Raw genomic sequence first — 23,325 nt, forward strand, 5'->3', positions numbered from 1 at the left:
GTGGCACGATGACATCGGATCGATCGGTTTGCGACCTCACCGCCACAGCCCTTGCGCGCGCTATCGCGAGAGGCGAGCTGTCCTCGCGCGACGCCGTCGAGGCGCACCTTGCGCGGATCGCGGAACAGGACGCGCGATTGGCAGCATTCGTGACGGTCGACGCTGAGGGCGCCCGCCGTGCGGCGCAAATCTGTGACGCGGCGTCCGCGCCGGCCGGACCGCTGCATGGCGTGCCCGTCGCGATCAAGGACCTCACCGACACCGCGGGGCTGACGACCACCTATGGTTCGGTTCTGTTTCGTGACCACGTGCCACCGGAAGAAGACCTCGTGGTCGCGCGGCTGCGGCGCGCCGGCGCGATCATTTTGGGCAAGACCAACACACCCGAATTCGGCTTCGGTGCGGTCTGCACCAACAGATTGTGCGGTCCGACCCGCAATCCGTTCGATCCTGCGCTGACCTCCGGCGGATCGTCGGGCGGCTCCGCCGTCGCGGTCGCGGCCGGTATGGTGCCGCTGGCGCACGGCACCGATTTCGGCGGATCCGTGCGCACGCCCGCGAGTTTCTGCGATGTCGCCTCGATCCGGCCGACACCGGGTCGCATTCCATCGCCGCGTCGCCCGCTGGGCTGGGACATGCTGGCCACACACGGTTTCCTCGCCCGCAGCATCGACGACCTCGAGCTTGCGTTGTCGGTGTGCGAGGGAGCCGATGCGCATGATCCGCTCTCGACCAGAAGCTTCGGCGGGAATCGAACACGCGCAGGACATGCCCGGATCGCCGTCACGCCCGATTTCGGCGTTGCACCGGTTGCCTGCGACGTTCGGGCACGCTTTGCGATGGCCTGCGAGGCGCTGGCGCGCGTTGCCGACATTGTGCAATCGTCGCCCGATTGCGGCGGTGCAATCGGGACCTTCCGCACGTTGCGTGCCGCACACATCGCCAACAGTTTTGGTGAGTTGCTGAAGACGCGTCGCGACGAGCTCACGCCCACCGTGATCTGGAATATCGAGGCGGGCGCAAGGCTCTCGGCCGAAGATTATCTCAATGCGGAGCGCCGCCGCACTGCGATCTACCGCAGCTTCTGCGACCTGTTCACCCGCGCCGATTTCCTGGTTGCGCCGGCAGCGTCCGTCTTCCCCTGGCCGAACGAGGTCAGCGATGTCACGGCAATCGATGGCACGACGTTGGACACGCCGATCGACTATCTCGCCGTTACCTTCATTGTCTCGCTGGTCGGTTTTCCGGTCCTGACCGTGCCGACGCAGCGGGGAGCGAATCAGCTGCCGTTCGGCATCCAGATTATTGCTCCGCCGGGGTGCGAATCCCGCTTGTTTGCCTTTGGCCGGATCATCGAACAGACGCTGGGTTTTTCGCATCGCCGGCCGCCTGCCTGATCAACTGTTGCGATGTTCGAGCCGGGCGGCGAGCGCCTCGGCGAGACCGGTGGTGGGCTTTGCCGCGGGGCGGCGGAACGTGCCCGCCGTCGCCTTGCGCAGGCGCAGTGCCACCAGCGCCTCGGCCTGCTTCACGGCGGCAACGACCTGATCGATGACGGGGACGGGGATCCGGTCGGCAACCCGCTCGGCAAGGCCCGAGAGCGGCGCGCCGGCGAAGATCAGGACATCGGCCTCATTCTCGACGATCGCGCGCTGCGCGAGCGCGACGAGCAAGTCTTCCTTCTCGGTGCCGACTTCAGAGATCGCCTGGAACGGCGTATCGAGCATGCGGATGCCGGCACAGCGCTCCCATAGCCCGTGGGCGCGCACGCATTCCTCGTACCAGGGCCCCAATGCCTGCGCGAACGTGACGATGGCGAAGCGCCGTCCAGCCATGCAAGCCGTCAGCATCGCGGCTTCCGCCATGCCGACCAGGGGAATGTCGAACGTCTCGCGCGCAGCAAACAGGCCGGGATCGCCAAAGGCCGCAATGATCGCTGCATCGACCTCGCGATGCCGCTCCGCCAGCATTTCCAGAGCGATCGCCCCGCCGATCTGGGCCTCGGTGCGCGTCGAGATGTAGGGCACGCCGCGGGACGCGGTGCAGGGGACCAGCACGGTGCCGGGCGACGTTGCGCGCTGCCCGACATCCATCATCAGCCGGGTGACTTCGGCGCTGGTGTTGGGGTTGAGCAGGAGCAGCTTCATGGTCACACTGCCGTTTGTTTGGGGTTGGATGTGGCGAGAACTTCGAGCAGAGCGGTGCCGGTGCGCCGGACATGGGCACCGAGCAGACGTCCGGCCGCCTCGCCGTCGCGTGCTTCGAGTGCTGCCAGAATATCGGCATGCTCGTCGACCGAATTGCTCCAGCGGCGGTCGGCGCCGAGCGCCAGATAGCGCGCGCGTTCGGCGCGGGAGATCAGCGTCTCGTGCGCCTCCCGCAGCGGCGTATTGCGCGCCATGCGGACGATCATGCTGTGGATCTCGCCGTTGATGGCGAAATAGTCGTCGAGCTTGCCGCTGCGATGATGACCCTCCATGCGGGTCTGAAGCGTGCGCAGGCGGGCGAGATCGCGGTCGGTCGCGCGCTCCGCGGCGAGTTCGGCGGCAAGCCGTTCGATACCGGCGAGAGCCTCGAACAATTCCGAGATGCTGTCGACTGCGATATCGGCGATGCGCGGGCTGCGATTGGGGCGCAGCTCGATCAGTCCTTCAGCCGCCAGCACCTTCATCGCCTCGCGCAGCGGGGTGCGCGACACGCCGAGCGACTTCGACAGCGTGGTCTCCTGTGTCCGCGACCCCGGCGCCAGCTCGCCTCGAATGATCATCGTCCGCATTCGCGCAGCCGCGCGCTCATGCAGACCCATCCGCTTGAGTTTGGGCGACTTTCGTCCTTTCGGCGCTTCCGATTTTGGCTGCACGCGTGCCTCACTTCTCACGTTGACCTTAGCCGTTTCAGGCCCTTTGGCTTGCCCAAAATACCGACGTATCTTGCTGAAAACAATGGCATAGCGCGCAAATTGTATGCAGCATGCAAAAACCGGATTGCGCTGCGGCGAAGGGCGACGGATGATCCTGCGCGACGCGCGAGATCTCGCGCCTTCGGACGGAGTGAGCGATGCGGACGAGTTTGCGACTGGGCCTCGTGGTGATGGCGGCAATGCTTGGCGGAAGCCATCTCGCCTCCGCGCAGACCGCAAAGATCAAGCTCGGTTTCGCCAAATGTGCGCATTGCCTGCCGATGTCGCTGATCCCGGGCATGGCCAAGAATGTCGAGGTCGAGGCCACCGGCTTCAACTCGGGCAATGACGTCCTCACCGCCCTGGTGTCGAAGAGCATCGATGTCGCGCAGGTCACCTACCTGCACTACATCACCGCGCTCGATAAAGATTTCGACGTCGTCGCCGTGTCCGGCCAGATCAACGGCGGCTCGGAATGTCTTTCCTCCGCGAAGCTGAACCTTCCGCCTGAGGACTGGACCGCCTTCAAGGCGACCGTCGCGAAAGCCAAGAGCGAGGGCCAACCGCTGAAGGTCGCGGCCTCCCGCGGCAACGCGCAGGACATTCACATGCGCGGCGCGTTTCTGAAGCAGGGCGTCGATCCCAACAAGGACATCCAGTTCATCAACATTCCCAATCCGTCTGACCATCTCGCGGCGTTGCAGCGCGGGGAGGTCGACATGATCTGCACGGTCGAGCCGTTCGCCTCGCAGGTCCGGCTTGCCGGCGCAGGCAAGCATTTCGTGCTGCCCTACGACCAGGCCGCGGGGAATCTGACGAACCTGATCGTCACGCGTTCAGATGTCATTGCCAGCCAGCGCGCTGGCGTCCAGGGCGTCGTCACCGCCGTGGTCGAGCTCGACAACAGGCTGATCGCCGACAAGGCGCCGTGGATCGACGTCATCAACAAGCTCACCGGCCTCGACAAGACGGTGGCGACCGAGGCACTGAAGAACGCCGCGCCGGATCCTGCGATCCATCGTGCCCAGACGCTCGCGATCGCCGCGATGATGCGCGACCTCAAATACATCTCGAAGGACGTCTCCGCGGAAGCGGAGAAGAACATGGACTATTCGTTCATCGAGCAAGCGACGGGAAAATCCAAGAATGACCTCGGCTATTGACGTCTCGCCGGCCAAGCCGGCGTTTCGGCTGGCCCGCGCGCGTCAGGGCCTCGAACGCGTTGTCGTTCCCGCGCTGCTGATCGCGGGCTGGGAAGCTGTCGCCCGCAGCGGCATGCTGCCGCCCGCGCTGTTGCCGGCGCCGAGCGCGGTGCTGCATGCGCTCGGCGATTGGGTATCCGGCTTCGACGAGACCACACAGACCTATTCGGGGCACTGGCTACGCGACGCGTTCGCCAGCGCGTTGCGCGTGTTCGGCGGTTTTGCGCTGGCAAGCGTGCTTGGAATCCTCGCCGGGGTTGCCATCGGCTGGTCGCGTCTGTTCGAGAAAACGCTGGAGCCGACGCTGCAGATGCTGCGTCCGATTCCGCCGGTGTCCTGGATTCCGCTCGCGATCATCTGGTTCGGCATTGCCGACAAGCCTGCGATCTTCCTCGTCTTCCTGGGCGCCTTCTTTCCCGTGCTGATGAACAGCATTCATGGCGTGAAGACGGTGGACCATAATCTCGTGCGCGCCGGTGCGATGATGGGAGCGAGTGAGCGGCAGATGCTCACCGATATCGTGCTGCCGGCGGCGCTGCCCTCGATCTTCGCAGGTCTTCGCATCGCGGTCGGATCGGCCTGGATGCTGACGGTCACTGCCGAGATGGTCGCGGTCAAAAGCGGCCTCGGCTACGTGCTGTGGGATTCCTACTATTTCCTGCGCTACGATATCGTGCTCGCGGCGATGATCTCGATCGGGCTGCTCGGCTATCTCTCCGACCTCGGCCTCAAGGCCATCATGGCCCGCGCACTGCGCTGGCAGACGACGACCACCGTGCAAGGCAGGAATGGCTGATGGCGGCAATCGAGCTTCGCAACATCGTCAAGGTGTTTTCCGACAAGCGGCGCGGCCGTGACCTGCTCACCCTCGACAACATCAATCTCGACATCGAGGCCAATGATTTCGTCTGCCTGCTCGGCCCGTCCGGCTGCGGCAAGTCGACCCTGCTCAACATCATCGCCGGATTCGAGCAGGCGACGTCCGGGCGCACGCTGGTCGGCGGAAAGCAGGTGGAGCGGCCCGGCTCGGACCGTGGCGTGGTGTTCCAGCAGCCGACCCTGATGCCGTGGTTGACGGCGATCGACAACGTCGCCTTCCATCTCAAGCTCAAGGGCGTGTCGAAGACCGAGCGGCACCATCGCGCCATGGAATTCATCGATCTCGTCGGCTTGCGCGGCTTCGAGCACCATCATCCCTCCGAGCTGTCCGGCGGCATGAACCAGCGGGTCGGCATTGCCCGTGCGCTTCTGATGAACCCGAGCGTCATCCTGATGGACGAGCCGTTCGCGGCGCTGGACGCCCAGACCAAGCTCGAAATGCAGGAGGAGCTGGTCGCGATTTGGCAGAAGCACCGCTGCACGATCGTGTTCGTCACCCACAGCGTCGACGAGGCGCTGGTGCTCGGCAACAAGATCGTTGTGATGACGAAGCGGCCGGGCCGGATCCGCGATGCCGTCAATTTCGACCTACCGCGCCCGCGCGACATCACCAGCCCCGAGTTCAACGATGCAAAGCGCCATGTGCTGGCTTTGATACGCGAAGAATCGACGCGCTTTGCGCAGGCGTCTTAGCCATGGAATCCGCAGTCACACCGCGCAGCTGCGATCTCCTGGTGAGGGGCGGACTTCTCCTGACCCTGGACGGAACTGATCGCATCATTGCAGACGGTGCGATTGCCATCGAAAACGGCCGCATCGCGGACGTTGGCGATGGCGACGAGGTCGCGATGCGCTGGTCGCCAGCGCGCACGATCGGTGCGCGCGAGCGGCTCGTGATGCCGGGGCTGGTCAACGTTCACAATCATACGCCGTTGATGATTACACGCGGAATGATCGAAGATCTCGGCTTTGCGCCGATGTTCACGGCTGGAATTCCGCAGGGACACCGGCTGACCGAGGGCGAGGCCGCCGCCTTGTCGCGGCTCGGCGTCTACGAAATGCTGCGTACGGGCTCGACGACGATTGTCGATTTTTACCGGTACCCTAAGGCGCTGGCCAAGGCTCATTTCGAACTAGGCTCTCGCGCGGTCATAGCCGGCCGGATCCACGATGCCGATCCGGAGGCCTTGACGCAGAAGCGCTACGAATATTCGGCTGCGATCGGTGCAGCAAGCATCGCGGAGAACGTCGCACTGATCGAGCGTTGGCAAGGCCACGACAACGGTCGGATCAGGTGCGATTTTGCCCCACACGCGCCGGATACGTGCTCGGATGATCTGCTGCGTCAGGTCGCAGATCTCGTGCAACGATATGGTGGCAATGTTCACACCCATGTCTGTCAGAGCCCAATCGAGGTTTCTCAGACCCTGGCCCGTAGCGGGCGATCGCCGGTCGAGGTGCTCGAAGCTGCCGGTCTGCTGAATCAGCGGCTGATTGCCGCGCACTGCATCCACATGACGGCCAGCGACGAGACCGCTCTTGGAGCAGCGAAAGCCACCATGGCCTATACACCGATCGGCAATGCCAAGACTGGCCGCATTGCGCCGGCGGCTTCCATCGAGCGCCGTGGCGCCCGCATGGCGTTGTGCACCGATACATTTTCGGGTGACATGTTCGAGGCGATGCGCTGGGCCGTCGCGATGCAGCGGATACGTGGTGAAACGGACGGGTTGAACGCGCGAGCGGCACTCCGATGGGCGACGCAGGCCGGGGCCGAAGCGCTCGGGCTGGGTGACGAGATCGGGTCGATTACCGTCGGGAAGAAGGCCGATCTGGTTTTGCTCGACCTGTCCGAACCGACGCTTGCGCCGGTCATCGACGGATTTGGCGCCCTGGTATGGTCGGGCAATGGTAACAATGTCCGGACTGTCATCGTCGACGGCCGCATCGTGATCGAAGAGGGGCGCCTGCTGAATGCCGATGGTGCCGAACTGGTCCGTGAAGCTCAGAGGGTTGCCGAGACGCTGTGGGCCAGACACAATGTCGTCCCCGTCAAGCAAGACCGTTGAAGAGCCGCTGGAGGATGAGCGTCATGCGCAAGCGGCTGGGCATGATCACGCCGTCGTCCAATTCCGTGCTCGAGCCCGTCACCAGTGCCATGCTGGCCGGTATCGACGGCGTCTCCGCGCATTTCTCGCGCTTCCGCGTCACCGAGATTGCGCTCGACACTGTGGCGCTGAATCAATTCGACACATCCGTGATGCTGCCGGCGGCGGATCTGCTGGCGGATGCCAAGGTTGATGCGATCGCCTGGAACGGCACCTCAGCGAGCTGGCTTGGTATCGATCGCGACAAAAGCCTTTGCGCGGCGATCACGGGGCGCACGGGCATGCCCGCAACGACGTCGACGCTCGCCTGCATCGATGCCGTAGGTACGCTCGGCGCCAGACGGGTCGGTCTGGTTTCGCCCTATACCGACGATGTGCAGCGTCGCATCGGTGACGTTTGGGCCGAGGAGGGCATCGCTCTGCATGCGGACCGGCATCTCGGGCTGCGCGACAATTTCTCCTTCGGCGAGGTTGCACCTGCGACGATCGCCGGCATGATCCGCGCGGTAGCGGCGGAGGGCGTCGATGCCGTCGTCATCCTCTGCACCAATCTCGACGGGGCCGCGCTGGCCGCCGCGCTGGAGCGGGAATTGGATATCGCCGTGCTCGATTCGGTGGCGGTCACGCTGTGGCGGACCCTGGAGCTGGCTGGCGGCGACATCGGGGCTCTTGCCGATTGGGGCCGGATCTTCCAGACATCGGCGGTCATCAAGTGACGGAGATGCAAGTGACCCAGCTCGATCTTGCCATTCGCGGCGGCACCATCGTGACGGCCAGCGACGAGTTTCGCGCGGATATCGGCATCCGCGACGGCCGCATCGTCAGCATTGCCGACAGCATCGAGGGCGCGGCGCGCGAGATCGACGCGACGGGGCTGCTGGCGCTGCCGGGCGGGATCGACAGCCACGTCCACATCTCGCAGGCCTCAGGGCCCGACGTGGTGATGGCCGATGATTTTGCCTCGGCCACGCGTGCGGCGGCGGCCGGCGGCAACACTATGGTGCTGCCCTTCGCGCTCCAGGAGAAGGGCACCTCGCTGCGGACCTGCGTCGAGAACTACCGCAAGCTTGCCAAGGGCGAGTGCTATATCGACACGGCGTTCCACCTCATCATCTCCGATCCGACCGCGGTCGTGCTCGGGCAGGAGCTGCCGGCGCTGGTGAAAGACGGCTACACCTCGTTCAAGGTATTCATGACCTATGACGACCTCGTGCTCAGCGACAAGCAGTTGCTCGAGGTCTTCGACGTCGCGCGTCGCGAGGAGGCGCTGGTCATGGTCCATTGCGAGGGCTACGACGCCATCCGCTTCCTCACCGCGAAGCTCGAACGTGAAGGCCACATCGCGCCCTATTATCACGGCGTGTCCCGGCCCCAGGCGGTCGAGCGCGAGGCGACGCATCGTGCGATCAGCCATGCCGAAGTGATCGGCGTTCCCATCATGATCGTTCACGTCTCCGGACGCGAGGCGATGGAGCAGGTGCGCTGGGCCCAGCAGCGCGGACTGCCGGTGCATGCGGAGACCTGTCCACAATACATCACGCTCACGGCCGACAACATGAAGGGCCTGAACATGGACATCAGCGGCGCCAAATACGTCTGCTCGCCGCCGCCGCGCGATGCCGAAAGCCAGCAGGCGATCTGGGAAGGCATCACCACCGGCGTGTTCCAGACCTTCTCGTCGGACCATTGTCCGTTCCGCTACAACGATCCCCAGGGCAAGCTGACGCCGAATTCCCGCACCTCGTTTCGCTGGGTGCCGAACGGCATTCCCGGTGTCGAGACGCGGCTGCCGATCCTGTTCTCGGAAGGCGTCTCGAAGGGACGGATCACGCTGCAGAAATTCGTCGAGCTGACCGCGACCAACCATGCGCGCATCTACGGCCTCTATCCGCGCAAGGGCTCGATCGGCGTCGGCTTCGATGCGGATATCGTGCTGTGGGATCCTAAGCTGACCAAGCCGATCCGGCAGACCGACCTGCACCACGGCTCCGACTACACGCCCTGGGAAGGGTTCGAGGTCACCGGCTGGCCCGTCACCACGATCGCGCGAGGCCGCGTGGTGTGCGAGCACGGCAAGATCGTCGGCGACAAGGGCGCGGGCAAAGTGCTGAGCCGCGGCAAGTCGAGCTTGATCTGATTGGGCTCGACACGTTGCTGCGCAACTGTGCCTGCCGTCAATTTGCCGGATCGCAGCCGTGGATGGCTAAGGTGGCTGATTTATCGATGATGCCGTATCTGTCGAACAGCCGTGCAGTCCTAGCCGTCGTCCGAACGATCAGGGCATGCGGGATTTTGCCAGGACGCAGTGAATGCCCTTGTTGCCATCGACCATTTGTGTGACCCGAAGGTCGGCCGCGATCGAGCAAAGCGTATAGGCGTCCTGCGCACCGAGCCCGCTATGCTCGCGGATCAGTGCGATCATGTCGCGCAGCGCCGCCTTGGCCGCATCATCGAGATCTTCATCGAACCCCATGGTGATCCAGTCGGACGCTGTTTCGGCGCGCGGCGAGGCGAGGCGAAGATCGCGGCGAACATGGAATTCGAAGGTGCCGGTAAGCGCGGCCTCGATCGCGGTCAGGCAGACTTCGCCGTCGCCCTGAAGCGCGTGACCGTCGCCCGCGGAGAACAGCGCGCCCGGCACGAATACGGGAAAATAGACCGTGCTGCCGGCGCCAAGCTCCTTGTTGTCCATGTTGCCGCCGAAGGCTCGCGGCTCCTTTGAGGACAGCCGGCCCCATGCCGGCGGCGGCGCGACGCCGAAATTGCCGAAGAACAAGGCGAGCGGCAGCTCCTGCCCCCACGGGAGTTTGGCGACGTTGCGTGCGCGGTCCAGCGGAATGTGGATGCGGCGAAACTCGGGAAAATCCTCCGGCAGCGTGCCGAGCGTGGGGACCTGGAGATTCCAGCCCCAGTTGCAGCGCAGTTCGATGTTCAGCACGCGCACCTCGAGGACGTCGCCAGGCTCGGCGCCCTCGATGTGGATCGGTCCGGTGAGCAAATGCGGGCCCGGACCACGAAACGTGCTTGCCAGCACGTCGGCATGTCCGGGCACGATGTCAAAGCCGAGCGAGGAATCAGGCAGATCGTCCGGCTCGCCCGACAGCGTTTCGATGGTGACGCAGTCTCCGGATGCGATCCGGAGTGCCGGCTTCAGCCGTCCATCCCACAGTCCCCATTGGACGTTTCCGGGTGTGGATCGAAGCACGAAATCCATGATCCGCCTTCACCGTCCAGCGCCGCTCGCAACGATCGAAGACGGCGAGGTGACACGCTTGCTCAGCCCAAGATAGACCAGGCCCGAGACCCCGATTCCGAACAGCCAGCTCAGATCGGCGCCGCCAAGCAAGTTGATCGAGATCGGTCCCTGCAGCGCGCCGACCAGGCCGTCTTCCACCAGCCAACCGGCGACGAGACCCGCAAGAAAGGCGATCATGCCGGCCCAGTTGATCTCGCCATAAGCGCTGGTCTCGGGCGAGCGATAAAGCTCGGCGACGTCGATCTTGCCCTTCCGCTTGACAAAGAAGTCCGCGAGCACCACGCCGGCCCACGGGCTCATCCACAGCAGCAGGCTGATCATCCAGTTGTCGAACGCCTTGGCGAAAGACGGCGCGAAGATGAAGTACAGCGTGACCAGATAACCGGCGACGCCGACGATCAGCGTGAGCCAGAACCGCGAGAACTTGAGCCCTGCGCTCAGGGCCGCCAGCGTCGCCGAGTAGACGTTGAGGATGTTGGTGGCGATCGGGCCATGCAGCACCATCAGCAGGACCAGGATGCTGACCGGACCGCCGAACACCGCGCTGACCATCTTGGCCGGATCGGTGTCGAGCGTCGTCGAGGCGATGGTCGCGCCGAGAATGCCGAGCCAGACCGTCGGCACGAACATGCCGATGTAGCTGTACCAGAACACGGATTTCGCAGGCACGTTTTTCGGCACGAAGCGCGAATAGTCGGACGCCCAAGTGACCCAGGAAATGCCCCAGCCGACACCGATCGCCGTCGTGAGCAGGCTCAGCATCGCAAGGTGCGCACCGGGCGGCAGCGACGTTGCCAGTCCCCAATTGACGACACCGGGCCGGGTCCACGCCAAAATGCTCATCAGCACCATGATGGCGATAGTCGGCGGCACCGTGTATTTCTCGAAGGTGCGGATCGCGTAGAAGCCGTAGACCCCGATCAGGACCTGAGCGGCCATCACCACCGTGATGATGACGATCTCGATCAGCCAGGTGTCGGGAACGCCGAACTGGCCGAGGATGCCGATCGAAATCTTCACCGGGAAGTAGGTGTTCACGCCGATCCAGCCCAGCGTCATCACGAACATCAGGATGCTTGGCAGGTAGGCGCCGCGGACGCCGAACGCGGATCGGCTGAGCACCATCTGGTTGACGCCGGTCTTGTGCCCCATCACTGTGAAGGCGGCGAAGATCGCGCAGCCGACGATGTTGCCGAGCACGATGACCGCGATCGTTTCCATCAGTCCGAGCTTCAGGATGATGCCGAGGGCGCCGAGCGCCCAGTTGACCGGAGCAATATTGGCTCCCGCCCAGATCCACATCTGCTGCGGTCCGGTCGAGTCCCGGTCCGCATCAGGAATTGGCTCGATGCTGTGAACGTCGGCGCGAAGTTCGGAATCCGTCATGACATCCCCCAATACGAAGCACGCTTCGTATCGTCGCAGCATAAATCGTGCCATTGCGCGCCGCGTTGCCGGAGCAGGGGCTTGTGCGGCTGCTTGATGGTGCCGGTGCGACATCGGATTGCGCCTGAATTTTCAAGCGCCGGCCAACCTCACGTGCCGCTTCGCTGGACCATGGCGCGGGGCAGTTGCGTCCCGCCTGCGGGCCCGCATGAAGTCCGCGGTGTTGCGTCGGCGGGCAGCGGTGCGATGATAAATTGGGCAGCCCAACTCCAAAAGTGCGGCAGCCGCGTGATGTCGGCGGCTAATCGAATAGGGCAGTAGCGTTGTCGCGGCTGGGGTTGCCGGCGACGATGCGCTGCATCATTTCGACGAACAATGTTTGTTCCCGCACGCTCAAATCACCGAGCGTCGCGCGGTGCGCCTCTCGTGCCGGGCCCTCGATCTTGACCAGCAGGGCGGCGCCTGCCGGCGTCAACCGGCACGATCGTGCCCTGCGATCGTCCTTGTTGACGGCGCGTTCGACCAGGCCGCGCGCGGCAAGCCGCTTCAGTGCGCCGGTCGTTGTCGTCCGATCCAGCGCGATATCGGCCGCCAAAGTGGTCTGATCGGCGGTTTCGCGCACCGCCAATGCGGAGAGCAGGCTGTATTGCAGTGGTGTGACCTCGAACGCGCTGCATGCTTCCTGAAACAGCGCGACGTGAATCTGATGCAGCCGCCGGATCAAATATCCGGGACGTTGGGACAATGGCCAGGGGCGATGCTTGCCCCCGCTGCGACGTTTCTTTGCTTGCCGCACTGCACGCTCTCCCAGCCCTGAAACTCCGCCGCGCTTAGCTCGATTCGAATGCGCTCGCCACCACCCGATGATGGCACGAAGTTTGCTCTTGTCAAAATACGAAGCATGCTTCGTATTCGGGCGGAGCCACCGCCTGCGGAAGTAGAGGAGAGCGCCATGTCCGTCAGCGCCACGTCCGTCACTGCCAGCTTCGACCTGCTGCTGCGAGGCGGCCGCGTGATCTGTCCGGCGTCCGGCGTGGACGGCATCAGGGACGTCGCCATCCGTAACGGCAAGATCGCGGCGGTCGCGTCGGACATTCTGCCGACCAGCGCCAGGGAAGTGGTCGACGTCGGCGGCAAGCTCGTGCTGCCCGGGCTGATCGACACCCACGCGCATGTCTATCAATATGTCTCCGGCCGCTTTGGCATGAACGCCGACATGGTCGGTGTGCAGTCGGGTGTGACGACGCTAGTCGATCAGGGTGGTCCATCTTGCATGACGCTGCCTGGCTTCCGTCATTTCATCGCGGAGCAGGCGACCTCGCGCGTCTATGCTTTTCTGTCCGCCTATCTCGTCGGCGGACTTGAGGGACACTACTATCCGAAGCTTTATAGTCCCGACGGCGTCGACATCGATGCGACCGTCAACTCGGCGATGGCCAATCTCGATATCGTGCGCGGCATCAAGGCTCATGCCGAGATCGGCGGCTTCGCGCGCTGGGGCATTCGCGTCATCGAGATGGCGGCGGAGATCGGCCGGCGCGCCGATCTGCCGGTCTATGTGCATTTCGGTCAGCTCTGGGGGCTGCCCGAGAGCGGCGCCAATGGTGAGGACGCGGACACCATTTTGACGCGCGTCGTTCCGCTTCTCCGCGAGGGCGATATCCTTGCCCATCCGTTCACGCGTCATCCTGGCGGCTTCGTCAATCGCGAGGGTGAGGTGCATCCGGTGATCCAGGCGGCGCTCGATCGCGGCCTGAAGGTCGACGTCGGCCACGGCAGCCATTTCTCGTATCGCCTCGCCAAGAAGGCGATTGCCGCCGGCATTGTTCCGACCACGCTGGGCGCCGACATTCACGGCTACAACACCCACGTGCCTGCGCCGGCCGGAACTCCGGACGAGCACGAGGATGAGGAGAACCATCCCTTTGCCGGGCAGGCCAAGTTCAGCCTGGTCCAGGCGATGAGTTCGATGATGGCGCTCGGCCTGTCGCTCGAGCAGGTGGTGCCGATGGTCACCTCCAATCCGGCCAAGATGCTCGGCCGCAGCGAGCAGATCGGCGCGCTTAGGGTCGGCAGGGATGCGGACGTCTCCGTCCTCACGGAGCGGAATGGCCGCTTCGTCCTGAGCGACAATGAAAAGAACGAAGTGATCGCCGAGCGCCTGTTGCAGCCGGCGTTCTGCCTGCGCGCCGGGACGCGGTTTGACGCGGTCGCGCCGATCTTGCCGCAGGCTGTCGCGGCGTAGGCCCATTTGAAGGAGAGCGCCGGCGTGCGCAGCGAGCGAAAGTTTCCTTCTGGCGGGTCTGGGCAGGGCGTGGGCGCCCGGCTGCCGCGCAAGGAGGACGACCGGCTGATGCGCGGCCGCGGCCAGTTCGTTGCCGACATTCGCGTCGCGGCTCTTCAAGACGTCGCCTTCGTTCGCAGCCCGCTGGCGCATGCGCGGATCCGCGGCATTCATGTGCCCGAGCGCTATCGCGGCAGCGTCTTCACGGCGGCGGATCTTTCCGGTGTCAGCCCGATCCGCGCTGTGTCGGCACTTCCGGGCTTCAAGATCTCGGAGCAGCCGGTGCTGGCCTTTGGAAAGGTGCGCCAGGTCGGCGAGCTCGTCGCGATGTGCGTCGCGCCGACTCGGGCCGAGGCCGAGGACATCGCGGCATCGGTGACGCTCGACCTCGAGGAACTGCCTGCGGTCTACGACATGCTGAAGGCGCGCGACCCGGGCTCTGCCCTGGTGCACGAGCATTGGGGCGACAACGTCTTCCTCGAAACCAATTACGAGGTCGATATCTCCGCCGCCCTGGACGCGCCGATCAAGGTGACGCGCGAGATCTCGACCGCGCGGCAATGCATGTCGCCGCTCGAAGGCCGCGGCGTGGTCGCGAGCTTCGATCCGAGGCTCGATCAACTCACGTTGCATTCCGCGGCCCAGATGCCCCACATCACGCGCAGCGGCCTTGCTGAATGCCTCGGAATGGAAGAGGGCCGGATCCGCGTCATCTCGCCTGATGTCGGCGGCGGATTCGGACACAAGGGAATTCTGCTGCCTGAAGAGGTCTGCCTGTCCTGGCTGACGATGCGCCGCGGCCATCCCGTGCGCTGGATCGAGGATCGCCGCGAGCATCTCGTTGCCAGCTCCAATTGCCGCGAGCACCATTATAGGATCACGGTCTATGCCGATCGCGACGGCACGCTGCGCGGCATCGATTGCGAGGCGACTGTCGATTCCGGCGCCTATTCGTCCTATCCGTTCTCGGCCTGCCTCGAAGCTGCGCAGGTCGCGAGCATCCTGCCCGGCCCCTACCGGATGCCGGCCTATCGCTGCCGCACCTTTTCGGTCGCCACCAACAAATGCCCGATCCTGCCTTATCGCGGCGTGGCGCGCACCGGGGTGTGCTTCGCGCTGGAATTGATGCTCGACCTCGTGGCGGCGGAGGCCGGTCTCGAACCCGGCGAGGTGCGGCTGCGCAACCTGGTGCGACCGGAGCAGATGCCGTTCGACAACATCACCAGGAAGCACTTCGACAGCGGCGATTATCCGCAAGCCATGCGGCGCGCGCTCGCCGCGGTCGACGTGGCTGCCGTTCGCGCCAAGCAAAGCCAGGGTGAGGCTGACGGCCGCCGGATCGGCGTCGGCGTCTCCATCTATTGCGAGCAGGCCGCGCACGGCACGTCAGTCTATGCCGGCTGGGGCATCCCGATGGTTCCGGGCCATGAGCAGGCATCGGCGCGGCTGACGCCGGACGGTGGCCTCGAGCTGCGCGTCGGCGTGCATTCGCACGGGCAGGGCATGGAGACGACGCTCGCGCAGGTCGCCCATGAGATGCTGGGAATAGACGTCGCAAAGGTGCGCATCGTTCTCGGCGATACTGCGATGACGCCCTATTCGACCGGCACCTGGGGCTCGCGTTCGATGGTCATGGCGGGCGGCGCAGTGGCAGCGGCCTGCCGCGAGCTCGGTGCACGTGCAAGGCGCATCGGCGCCAAACTGTTGCAGCACGATCCGGCCGCGGTGGTGTTGCAGAACGGCGAGGTGCGCGGCGTCAACGGCAGCGTCAGCCTCCAGGCGATCGCCCACACCTGGTATCGCCGCCCGCAGGATCTGCCAGCCGACGTCGATCCCGGCGGATTGGAAGTGACCCAGGGCTACAAGCCCGCGCGCGACAGCGGCACTTTCAGCTATGCCGCGCATGCCGCCGTCGTTGCCGTCGACCCTGATGTCGGCGAGGTCGAGATCCTCGACTACGTGATCGTCGAGGACGGCGGCGTGCTGGTCAACCCGATGGTCGTCGACGGCCAGATCTATGGCGGTCTCGCCCAGGGGATCGGCACCGCGCTCTACGAAGAGATGCCGTTCGATGCGTCCGGTCAGCCGCTGGCGACGACGCTTGCCGACTATCTGCTTCCCGGCGCGACCGAAGTTCCGGCGGCGCGCCTTGACCACATGGAAACGCCGTCGCCCTACACGCAGTTCGGCGTCAAAGGTATCGGCGAGGGCGGTGCGATTGCGCCGCCTGCCGCGATCGCCAACGCCGTCAACGATGCGCTGCGGCCCCTCGGCGTCGAGATGATGCAGTCGCCGATCACGCCTCCTCGCGTGGTCGAGGCCGTGCTGGCCGCGCAAGCCGCCGAAAGGAATGCGGCATGAAACCCGCGCCTTTCTTCTATGAGCGTCCACGCGATCTCAACGCGGCGCTGGCGATGCTTGCGGCGAACAGATCGGCGAAGATCATCGCGGGCGGCCAATCGCTCGGGCCGATGCTGAACTTGCGGCTGGTGCAGCCGGAGCTGGTCGTCGACATCTCTGGCCTTGCCGAGCTCAAGCAGGCCGAGATTTGCGGCGACGAACTTGTGCTCGGGGCTCTGGTCACGCATGCCGATATCGAGGATGGACGCGCGCCGGATGTGACGCGCGGCGCCATGCGCGGCGTTGCTGCCAACATCGCCTATCGCGCGGTGCGCAACCGCGGCACGATCGGCGGGTCGCTCAGCCATGCCGATCCCGCCGCGGACTGGGTCTCGGCGCTCGCGGCTCTGGGGGCGCGGTTGACGCTGCGCAGCCTTGCCGGCGCACGCACGCTGGCCATCGAGGCGTTCGTGGTCGGCGCCCTCGAATCGGCGCTGCAGGCCGGCGAGATCGTCGAGGCCATTCATGTGCCGGCGCGAGCCGTCTCGGCGCATTTGGGCTATGCCAAGAGCTGCCGCAAGACTGGCGAGTTTGCCCATGCCATCGGCGCGGTCCTGGTCGATCCGGCCGCCGCCACCGCCCGAGTCGTGATCGGTGCGATCGACACGGCGCCAATCGTTGTGACCGATGCGGCGGAGCTGTTCGGCGGGCGCATCGCCGCCGATTACAAGCAGCGTTTTGACGCCCGCGTCGCGGATCTCCTGCTTGCGAAGGCCGGCATCAGCGACGCCGTACAGCGGCATATCCATGTGAGCGTGTTGAAACGTGCCGTTCACGAGGCTGCGGCATGAATACCATTGCCCTCAACGTCAACCGTCGTGCGGTGGAGGTGCTGGCGGAGCCGCGCACCAGTCTTGCCGATTTCGTCCGCGACAAGCTCGACCTGACCGGCACGCATCTCGGCTGCGAGCACGGCGTTTGCGGCGCCTGTACCGTACTGCTCGACGGCGTGCCGGCGCGCTCCTGCATCACTTATGCCGTGGCCTGCGAGGGCGCCGACATCACCACGATCGAAGGTCTCGACGAGGACGAGGTCACCGCCGAGCTTCGTGCCGCCTTCACCCGGGAGCATGCCTTGCAGTGCGGCTATTGTACCCCGGGGATGCTGGTCTCCGCACGCGACCTGGTGCTGCGTCTGCCGGATGGCGATGAGCGCCGGATCCGCGTCGGCCTGAGCGGCAACCTCTGCCGCTGCACCGGCTATGTCGGAATCGTGCGGGCGGTGCAGTCGGTGATCGAGGCCCGGCGCGCCCGCAACATCGCGCCGCAAGCCGGCGGCGGCCGGACCATCCTTGGTCCCGCCGGTTCGGGATGGGCTGCGCCTGGCGGCAACGAACAGCCGCTGCGGCCTGTGCGGCAGGAGTTCGCGCCGGCATCGGAGAGCCCCGTACCGGACTTCATCCCGGACTTCACGCCGGCGACCATTCTCGATCAGCGCTTCACGCTGCCGCACCCGCCAGCAAAAATGTTTGCGATGTTCGATGACATCAAGAGCATCGCCGCCTGCCTTCCCGGCGTATCGCTGACGGCGGCGCCGAAGCCGGAACGCATCGAAGGTGCGATCCGCATCAGGCTGGGACCGATTGCGGCCGCATTCGAGGGGGCCGCGCGCGTCGAGCGCGATCCGGCAACATTGACCGGCCGCATCGTCGGCATCGGCACGGACCGCCGCAGCCGCTCGGCGACGCAAGGTGAAATTCGCTACCGCCTGGTACCCGTCGATGACGGCGGTGCGACCGCCGTTGAGCTGTCGATCGGGTACACGCTCACGGGATTGCTGGCCCAAGTCGGCCGGCCCGGTCTGGTGCGCGATCTCGCCGGACGCCTGGTGGCGGACTTCGCCGGCAATCTCGACCGCCACATGTCGGGTGCGCCGCTGCGCGAGACGGTTCCGGCGGAGCTCGGCGGCTTGTCGATCATTTTCGATGTCTTGCGCGCCCGCCTCGCGCGCATCTTTGGCCGCTTCTTCGCCAAGACGGGCGGAGCGGGATGACGGATCGGCGCGTTCGCGCAAGCGCGGAAGCGATGAAGCTTGGATTGCCTAGGGATCAACAGCGTGGGATTGGAGAGACAGAATGACACGAGCACTCGGACTTGTTCCGGCAGTCGCGCTGGCGGCAGCCCTGTTCGCTGGAGCGGCGGAGGCGCAGACCATCAAGATCGGCGTCAACCAACCACTCACCGGCGCGTTCGCGGCGTCCGGCACCTACGTCGTCAATGGTGCCAAGATCGCTGCCGACGAGATCAACGCCAAGGGTGGCATTCTCGGCAAGAAGATCGAGCTCGTGATCGAGGACAACAAGAGCAATCCGACCGAAGCGGCCGCCGTTGCCGAGAAGCTCATCACCAGCGACAAGGTGCCGGTCCTGATGGGCGCCTGGGGCTCGAGCCTGACGCTGGCCGTGATGCCGAAGCTGATCGAATATGAAACGCCGATGGTGGTGGAGACCTCGTCCTCGGGCAAGATCACCACGACTGGCAATCCCTTCATCTTCCGCATTTCGCCGCCCTCGGCGGTCGAGGCCGCGGCGTTCAGGGGCATCGTCGATAAGCTCGCATTGAAGAAGGTAGACTTCCTCGTCATCAACAACGACTGGGGCCGCGGCACCGCCGAGGACTTCTCCAAGATGATGAAGGACAAGGGGATCAGCATCGGCCTGGTCGAGACCATGGATCAGGGCGCGCAGGACATGAGCGCGCAGCTCTCCAAGATCAAGAGTTCGGATTCGGAGACTGTCATCGTCACCACCGCGGTCGATCAGTTGACGCTGATCTTCAAGCAGGCGGCCGCGCTGGGACTGACGAAGCGCATCATCACCACCGGCGGTTCGCAGAACCCGGACCAGATCATCGCGCAGGCGGGAGCCGCCGCCAACGGCACCATGCATCTGACGACGTTCCTGCCGTGGTTCCCGGACAAGACGCCGAATCCGGAAGCCACCAGCTACTTCATTGCCGAATGGAAGAAGCGCGGCTTCGAGTTCGCCGGCTGCACCGAGAGCTTCCGCGGGTATGACGGTATCCGCACCGTGGCAGCCGCGATCGAGAAGGCGGGCAAGGCCGAGCCCGCGGCGATCAAGGCGGCGTTCTGGGACATCAGGCTGAAGGGGCTCAACGGCGACATCGTGTTCCGCAAGTCCGGTCCCGAAGGCAAGGAGAGCGGGCAGAGCCAGCCGAACGTCTATCTGATCGAGATCAACGAGGGCAAGGTCGAGATGAAGACGCTCTAGTCTTGGCAACCCTGGGCGAGCAAGGTGATCGCATATGGGCTGATCTTGTTGTGGCCGATCCTTCGAGACGCCCGCCTTGGGGCGGGCCCTCAGGATGAGGATGGAGTCCGCGGCAGCGGCTTCAACGGGCTCCGATGCCGCTCAGCCTCATCCTGAGGAGACCGCGGAGCGGTCGTCTCGAAGGACGAGGCGCGCGCTCAGGCCGCCCAAAAGGCCATATGCGATAGCCCTGCCCGGGCGAGGGCGGCGCAGCCCTCGCCGACATGCGGATCATTCGGGAGCAGTCTTGAGCGAGTTTCTACAGCATCTGATCAACATGCTCGTGCTCGGCGGCACCTATGCGCTGCTGGGCATCGGGCTCACGTTGATCTTCGGCATCATGAACGTCGTGAACTTCACGCATGGCGTTTTATACACGTTCGGCGCCTACATCATGTTCATCGTGGTGCATCAGTTCGGCTTGAACTTCTTCCTGGCGTTGCCCGTGGCCGTGCTGGCCGGATGGCTGCTTGGTGCGGCCATCGAGCTGACGCTGCTGAGGCCGCTGCGCGGCTCGGACATCGACACCACGATGCTGGTCATGATCGGCGCCTGGATCGCGATGCAATCGGGCGCGTTGTGGATCTGGGGCGGCGTCGCGAAATCGGTGGCAACGCCGTTTCCTGAGGCTCCGCTGGTGCTCGGACCGGTCTCCGTGTCCTGGCTGCGCCTGTTCGTGCTGGCGGCGGCGGCATTCCTGATCCTGGTGGCGTACCTCCTGATCAACCGGACCAGACTTGGCCGTGCGATGAGGGCAACGTTTCAGGACCATGACACGGCCTCGCTGATGGGGGTCAATGTCGATCTGGTCTACACCTCGACCTTCGCCATCGGCTCCAGTCTTGCGGCTGCCGCAGGCGCGCTGCTCGGGCCGGTCTATGTGATCTTCCCGCAGATGGGCGACCTCGCCGCCGTCAAGGCGTTCGCCATCGTCATCCTCGGCGGTCTCGGCAATATCACCGGGGCGGTGATCGGCGGCTTCATCCTGGCCTTGGCCGAGGAACTCGGCGCCGGCTATGTCTCGTCCGGTTACCGTGACGCCATGGGCTTTGTGATCATCATCGCTGTCCTGATCTTCAAGCCGACCGGCCTGTTCGCGCGCTCGGAGCGCGTCGGATGAGGGCAGGTCTCACCATTCTTGCCGTCGCAGCTCTGGCCTCGGTGCCGCTCTGGCTGCGCGATCCCTATCTGTTGAACGCGCTGATCACGACCGGCATCTTCGTCATCGGCGCGATGAGTCTCAACCTGCTGCTCGGCTTCACCGGCCAACTGAGCCTCGGTCACATCGCCTTCTTCGGCATCGGCGCCTATGTGAGCGCCCTGACATCGCTCGGCTTCGAGATCGGGCTGCCCGGCGGCTTCCGGCTGGTTCATGAGCCCTGGCCGCCGATCCTGGGATTCGTGCTCGCGATCCTGATCGCCGGAACGTGCGGCTATTTCGTCGGGCTGCTCTCGTTCCGCGTCCGCGGCGCCTATTTCGTCATCGTGACGATCTCCTTTGCCGAGGTCGTCCGGCTGGTCGCGTTGAACTGGGTCGAGCTAACGCAAGGGCCGCTGGCGCTGACCAACATTCCATCGATTGCGCTGCCTTTGGCTGGCTTTGGCGAGCTGACACTGCGTACCAAGCTGCAGAACTATTACCTCGTGCTGGCGGTGGGGCTGATCGCCTATCTCCTGATCGCGCGCCTCGTTCATTCGCATTTCGGCCGGGCGATGCGCGGACTGATGGAGAATGAAACGCTGGCGGTCTCCGTCGGCATCGACGTGACGAGGACGCTGACGCTGGCGGCGGTGATATCGGCCGCGATCGTAGGCGCGGCCGGCAGCCTCTATGCCCACTATATCCGGATCATCGATCCCGAAGTCTTTGCCTTCATGAACACCGTCACCATGGTGATCATGGTCATCAGTGGCGGCAAGGGCTCGTTGGCCGGTCCCGTCGTCGGCGGCCTGATCTTCGGGCTGCTGCCGGTCGCGTTGCGTCCGATCATGGCCCCCGAAGCGCAGTGGATCGCCTATGGCGGCGTGTTGATCGGCATTCTGTTCGTGCTGCCGCGCGGCATCGTTCCATCGCTGGCCCAACGCTTTGCCGCTAGACGAAGCGGGAAGACCGTGCTGCCGCCGGTCGCGCTGGCCGACACCGGCGTCAAGGAGCGGGTGTGATGACGGTGCGCGCCGTTGCCATGACGATCGAGCAGGTTGCGGTGCGCTTCGGCGGGCTCGTCGCGATCTCGGACATGAGTTTCACTGTCGGGGAGGGCGAGATCGTCAGTCTGATCGGGCCGAACGGCGCCGGCAAGACCACGGCCTTCAACGTCATGACCGGTTTCCTGGAGCCCAGCGCCGGGCGCGTCACCTATCAGGGCACCGCGCTGAACGGATTGAAGCCGCATCAGATCGCCGATCTCGGCCTGATCCGCACCTTCCAACGCACCAGCGTTTTTCCCAACGACACTGTGTACGACAATCTCCTGATCGGGTTGCACCGTCAGGGCAAGGTCCGGCTGGTCGACGCCATTCTTGGTTCGCCGCGCGCGCGCGCCTCGGAGCGCAAGCTGCGACAGCGCGCAGGCGAGCTGATCGAATGGGTCGGCCTCGAACGCCGCGCCCACGATCTGGCCGGCTCGCTTTCCTATGGCGAGCAGCGTCTGGTCGGCGTCGCGCTGGCGCTTGCTGCCGAGCCCTCGATGCTGCTGCTCGACGAGCCGGTCTCAGGCATGAATGCTTCGGAGACGCACCGGTTCGTCGAGCTCATCCGTGGCATCCGCGACCGCGGCATTACGATCCTGCTGGTCGAGCACGACATGCCGATGGTGATGACAGTGTCGGACCGCATCGTGGTGCTGAACAACGGCCGCATCATCGCCGAGGGGACGCCCGAGGTAATTCGCAACGATCCGGCCGTGATCGAGGCTTATCTCGGCCATGGGGCGGCACGTGCTTGAGATCCGCGACATGGTGTGCGGCTATGGCGGCGTCACCGCGCTGCGCGGCATCTCGCTGGATGTGAAGGCCGGTCAGCTGGTTGCCCTGATCGGCGCCAACGGCGCCGGCAAGAGCACCACGCTGCGGGCCATTTCGGGTCTGGTGCCGCCGCGCTCCGGGCAGATGCGTTTCGAGGGCCTCGACATCACCGGAGCCAGGCCGCCGCGCGTGCTGGCGAGCGGCATCGCGCATTGCCCGGAAGGGCGGCGGGTGTTCCCGCACATGAGTGTCGAGGAAAATCTCGACATGGGCGCTTACTTGCGCAGCGGCTCCGGCGAGATCGCGACCGATCGCGAGCGCATTTACGCGGAATTCCCGCGGCTTGCCGAGCGCCGCCGGCAGGCCGCCGGCACGCTGTCCGGCGGCGAGCAGCAGATGCTCGCGATCGGACGTGCGTTGATGTCGCGGCCGCGGCTGATCATGTTCGACGAGCCATCGCTCGGGCTTGCGCCCAACATCGTCGAGCGGACCTTTGCGATCATCCGCCGTATCCGGGATGCCGGCACCACGGTGCTCCTGGTCGAGCAGAACGCGTTCGCCGCGCTGGACATGTGCGATCATGCCTATCTCCTCGAGAACGGCCGCATCGTGCTGTCCGGGGCCGGCGCCGAGCTGATCGAGAACGAGCATGTGCGGAAGGCCTATCTTGGTGGATGA

21 protein-coding genes are annotated in these 23,325 nt (G+C 65.0%); 16 read left to right on the top strand and 5 right to left on the bottom strand.

Annotation, left to right across the window (positions count from 1 at the left end):
* Positions 1-8: 8 nt before the first annotated feature.
* Positions 9-1,397: an amidase family protein gene (locus IVA82_RS20770; protein ID WP_247388400.1), complete on the top strand. Its 1,389-nt coding sequence runs from the start codon at positions 9-11 to the stop codon at positions 1,395-1,397.
* On the opposite strand, the gene IVA82_RS20775 is transcribed toward IVA82_RS20770, so the two are convergent.
* Together IVA82_RS20775 and IVA82_RS20780 are read right to left on the bottom strand one after the other, a co-directional pair.
* Complete coding sequence (locus IVA82_RS20775; RefSeq protein WP_247388401.1) at positions 1,398-2,147, bottom strand: aspartate/glutamate racemase family protein; 750 nt, start codon at positions 2,145-2,147, stop codon at positions 1,398-1,400.
* Positions 2,148-2,149: 2 nt separating this feature from the next.
* The gene (locus IVA82_RS20780) at positions 2,150-2,860 is read right to left on the bottom strand and encodes a GntR family transcriptional regulator (protein WP_247388402.1); all 711 of its coding nucleotides are present in this window, start codon (positions 2,858-2,860) and stop codon (positions 2,150-2,152) included.
* A 197-nt stretch (positions 2,861-3,057) separates the two neighbouring features.
* Between IVA82_RS20780 and IVA82_RS20785 the strand changes: the two genes are divergently transcribed.
* The 6 genes from IVA82_RS20785 (at position 3,058) to hydA (ending at position 9,225) form a co-directional block, all read left to right on the top strand.
* Positions 3,058-4,062, top strand: coding sequence for an ABC transporter substrate-binding protein (locus IVA82_RS20785; RefSeq protein WP_247388403.1), 1,005 nt, complete (start codon positions 3,058-3,060; stop codon positions 4,060-4,062).
* Positions 4,046-4,897, top strand: coding sequence for an ABC transporter permease (locus IVA82_RS20790; RefSeq protein ID WP_247388404.1), 852 nt, complete (start codon positions 4,046-4,048; stop codon positions 4,895-4,897). Before IVA82_RS20785 ends, IVA82_RS20790 begins: the two co-directional genes overlap by 17 nt.
* Positions 4,897-5,673, top strand: coding sequence for an ABC transporter ATP-binding protein (locus IVA82_RS20795; RefSeq protein WP_247388405.1), 777 nt, complete (start codon positions 4,897-4,899; stop codon positions 5,671-5,673). Before IVA82_RS20790 ends, IVA82_RS20795 begins: the two co-directional genes overlap by 1 nt.
* A 203-nt stretch (positions 5,674-5,876) precedes the next feature.
* Positions 5,877-7,049 (top strand): amidohydrolase family protein, encoded by a 1,173-nt coding sequence (locus IVA82_RS20800; RefSeq protein WP_247388406.1) that lies wholly within the window; start codon positions 5,877-5,879, stop codon positions 7,047-7,049.
* 14 nt (positions 7,050-7,063) lie between these two features.
* Positions 7,064-7,804 (top strand): aspartate/glutamate racemase family protein, encoded by a 741-nt coding sequence (locus IVA82_RS20805; RefSeq protein WP_247388407.1) that lies wholly within the window; start codon positions 7,064-7,066, stop codon positions 7,802-7,804.
* An 11-nt stretch (positions 7,805-7,815) separates the two neighbouring features.
* On the top strand, positions 7,816-9,225 hold the full coding sequence (gene hydA, locus IVA82_RS20810; protein WP_247388408.1) for a dihydropyrimidinase: 1,410 nt from the start codon (positions 7,816-7,818) through the stop codon (positions 9,223-9,225).
* 138 nt (positions 9,226-9,363) lie between these two features.
* Here hydA and IVA82_RS20815 read toward each other — a convergent pair whose 3' ends face one another.
* The 3 genes from IVA82_RS20815 to IVA82_RS20825 all read right to left on the bottom strand — a co-directional run bounded on the left by IVA82_RS20815 (position 9,364) and on the right by IVA82_RS20825 (position 12,526).
* A complete protein-coding gene (locus IVA82_RS20815; RefSeq protein ID WP_247388409.1) occupies positions 9,364-10,302 on the bottom strand; it encodes an acetamidase/formamidase family protein in 939 nt (312 codons plus the stop codon).
* Positions 10,303-10,311: 9 nt separating this feature from the next.
* Positions 10,312-11,730, bottom strand: coding sequence for a cytosine permease (locus IVA82_RS20820; RefSeq protein ID WP_247388410.1), 1,419 nt, complete (start codon positions 11,728-11,730; stop codon positions 10,312-10,314).
* A 301-nt stretch (positions 11,731-12,031) separates the two neighbouring features.
* Entirely contained in the window at positions 12,032-12,526 is a 495-nt protein-coding gene (locus tag IVA82_RS20825) for a MarR family transcriptional regulator (RefSeq protein ID WP_247388411.1), read from the bottom strand.
* Between the two features lie 156 nt (positions 12,527-12,682).
* On the opposite strand from IVA82_RS20825, the gene IVA82_RS20830 reads away from it, so the two are divergent.
* From IVA82_RS20830 to IVA82_RS20870, 9 genes are all read left to right on the top strand, one after another.
* Positions 12,683-13,975 (top strand): amidohydrolase/deacetylase family metallohydrolase, encoded by a 1,293-nt coding sequence (locus tag IVA82_RS20830; RefSeq protein WP_247388412.1) that lies wholly within the window; start codon positions 12,683-12,685, stop codon positions 13,973-13,975.
* Between the two features lie 6 nt (positions 13,976-13,981).
* Entirely contained in the window at positions 13,982-16,375 is a 2,394-nt protein-coding gene (locus IVA82_RS20835; RefSeq protein WP_247388413.1) for a xanthine dehydrogenase family protein molybdopterin-binding subunit, read from the top strand.
* Positions 16,372-17,205: an FAD binding domain-containing protein gene (locus IVA82_RS20840; protein ID WP_247388414.1), complete on the top strand. Its 834-nt coding sequence runs from the start codon at positions 16,372-16,374 to the stop codon at positions 17,203-17,205. Before IVA82_RS20835 ends, IVA82_RS20840 begins: the two co-directional genes overlap by 4 nt.
* Positions 17,202-18,407: a 2Fe-2S iron-sulfur cluster-binding protein gene (locus IVA82_RS20845; RefSeq protein ID WP_247388415.1), complete on the top strand. Its 1,206-nt coding sequence runs from the start codon at positions 17,202-17,204 to the stop codon at positions 18,405-18,407. The genes IVA82_RS20840 and IVA82_RS20845 overlap by 4 nt, the downstream gene beginning before the upstream one ends.
* An 82-nt stretch (positions 18,408-18,489) precedes the next feature.
* Positions 18,490-19,644, top strand: a complete 1,155-nt coding sequence (locus tag IVA82_RS20850; RefSeq protein ID WP_247388416.1) for an ABC transporter substrate-binding protein — start codon at positions 18,490-18,492, stop codon at positions 19,642-19,644.
* A gap of 286 nt (positions 19,645-19,930) precedes the next feature.
* Positions 19,931-20,803 (top strand): branched-chain amino acid ABC transporter permease, encoded by an 873-nt coding sequence (locus tag IVA82_RS20855; RefSeq protein ID WP_247388417.1) that lies wholly within the window; start codon positions 19,931-19,933, stop codon positions 20,801-20,803.
* Positions 20,800-21,846, top strand: a complete 1,047-nt coding sequence (locus IVA82_RS20860; protein ID WP_247493493.1) for a branched-chain amino acid ABC transporter permease — start codon at positions 20,800-20,802, stop codon at positions 21,844-21,846. The genes IVA82_RS20855 and IVA82_RS20860 overlap by 4 nt, the downstream gene beginning before the upstream one ends.
* Positions 21,846-22,628 (top strand): ABC transporter ATP-binding protein, encoded by a 783-nt coding sequence (locus IVA82_RS20865; protein WP_247388419.1) that lies wholly within the window; start codon positions 21,846-21,848, stop codon positions 22,626-22,628. Before IVA82_RS20860 ends, IVA82_RS20865 begins: the two co-directional genes overlap by 1 nt.
* Entirely contained in the window at positions 22,621-23,325 is a 705-nt protein-coding gene (locus IVA82_RS20870) for an ABC transporter ATP-binding protein (protein WP_247388420.1), read from the top strand. Before IVA82_RS20865 ends, IVA82_RS20870 begins: the two co-directional genes overlap by 8 nt.

Origin of the sequence: Bradyrhizobium sp. 142, assembly GCF_023074015.1 — a bacterium.
Classification (GTDB): Bacteria; Pseudomonadota; Alphaproteobacteria; order Rhizobiales; family Xanthobacteraceae; genus Bradyrhizobium.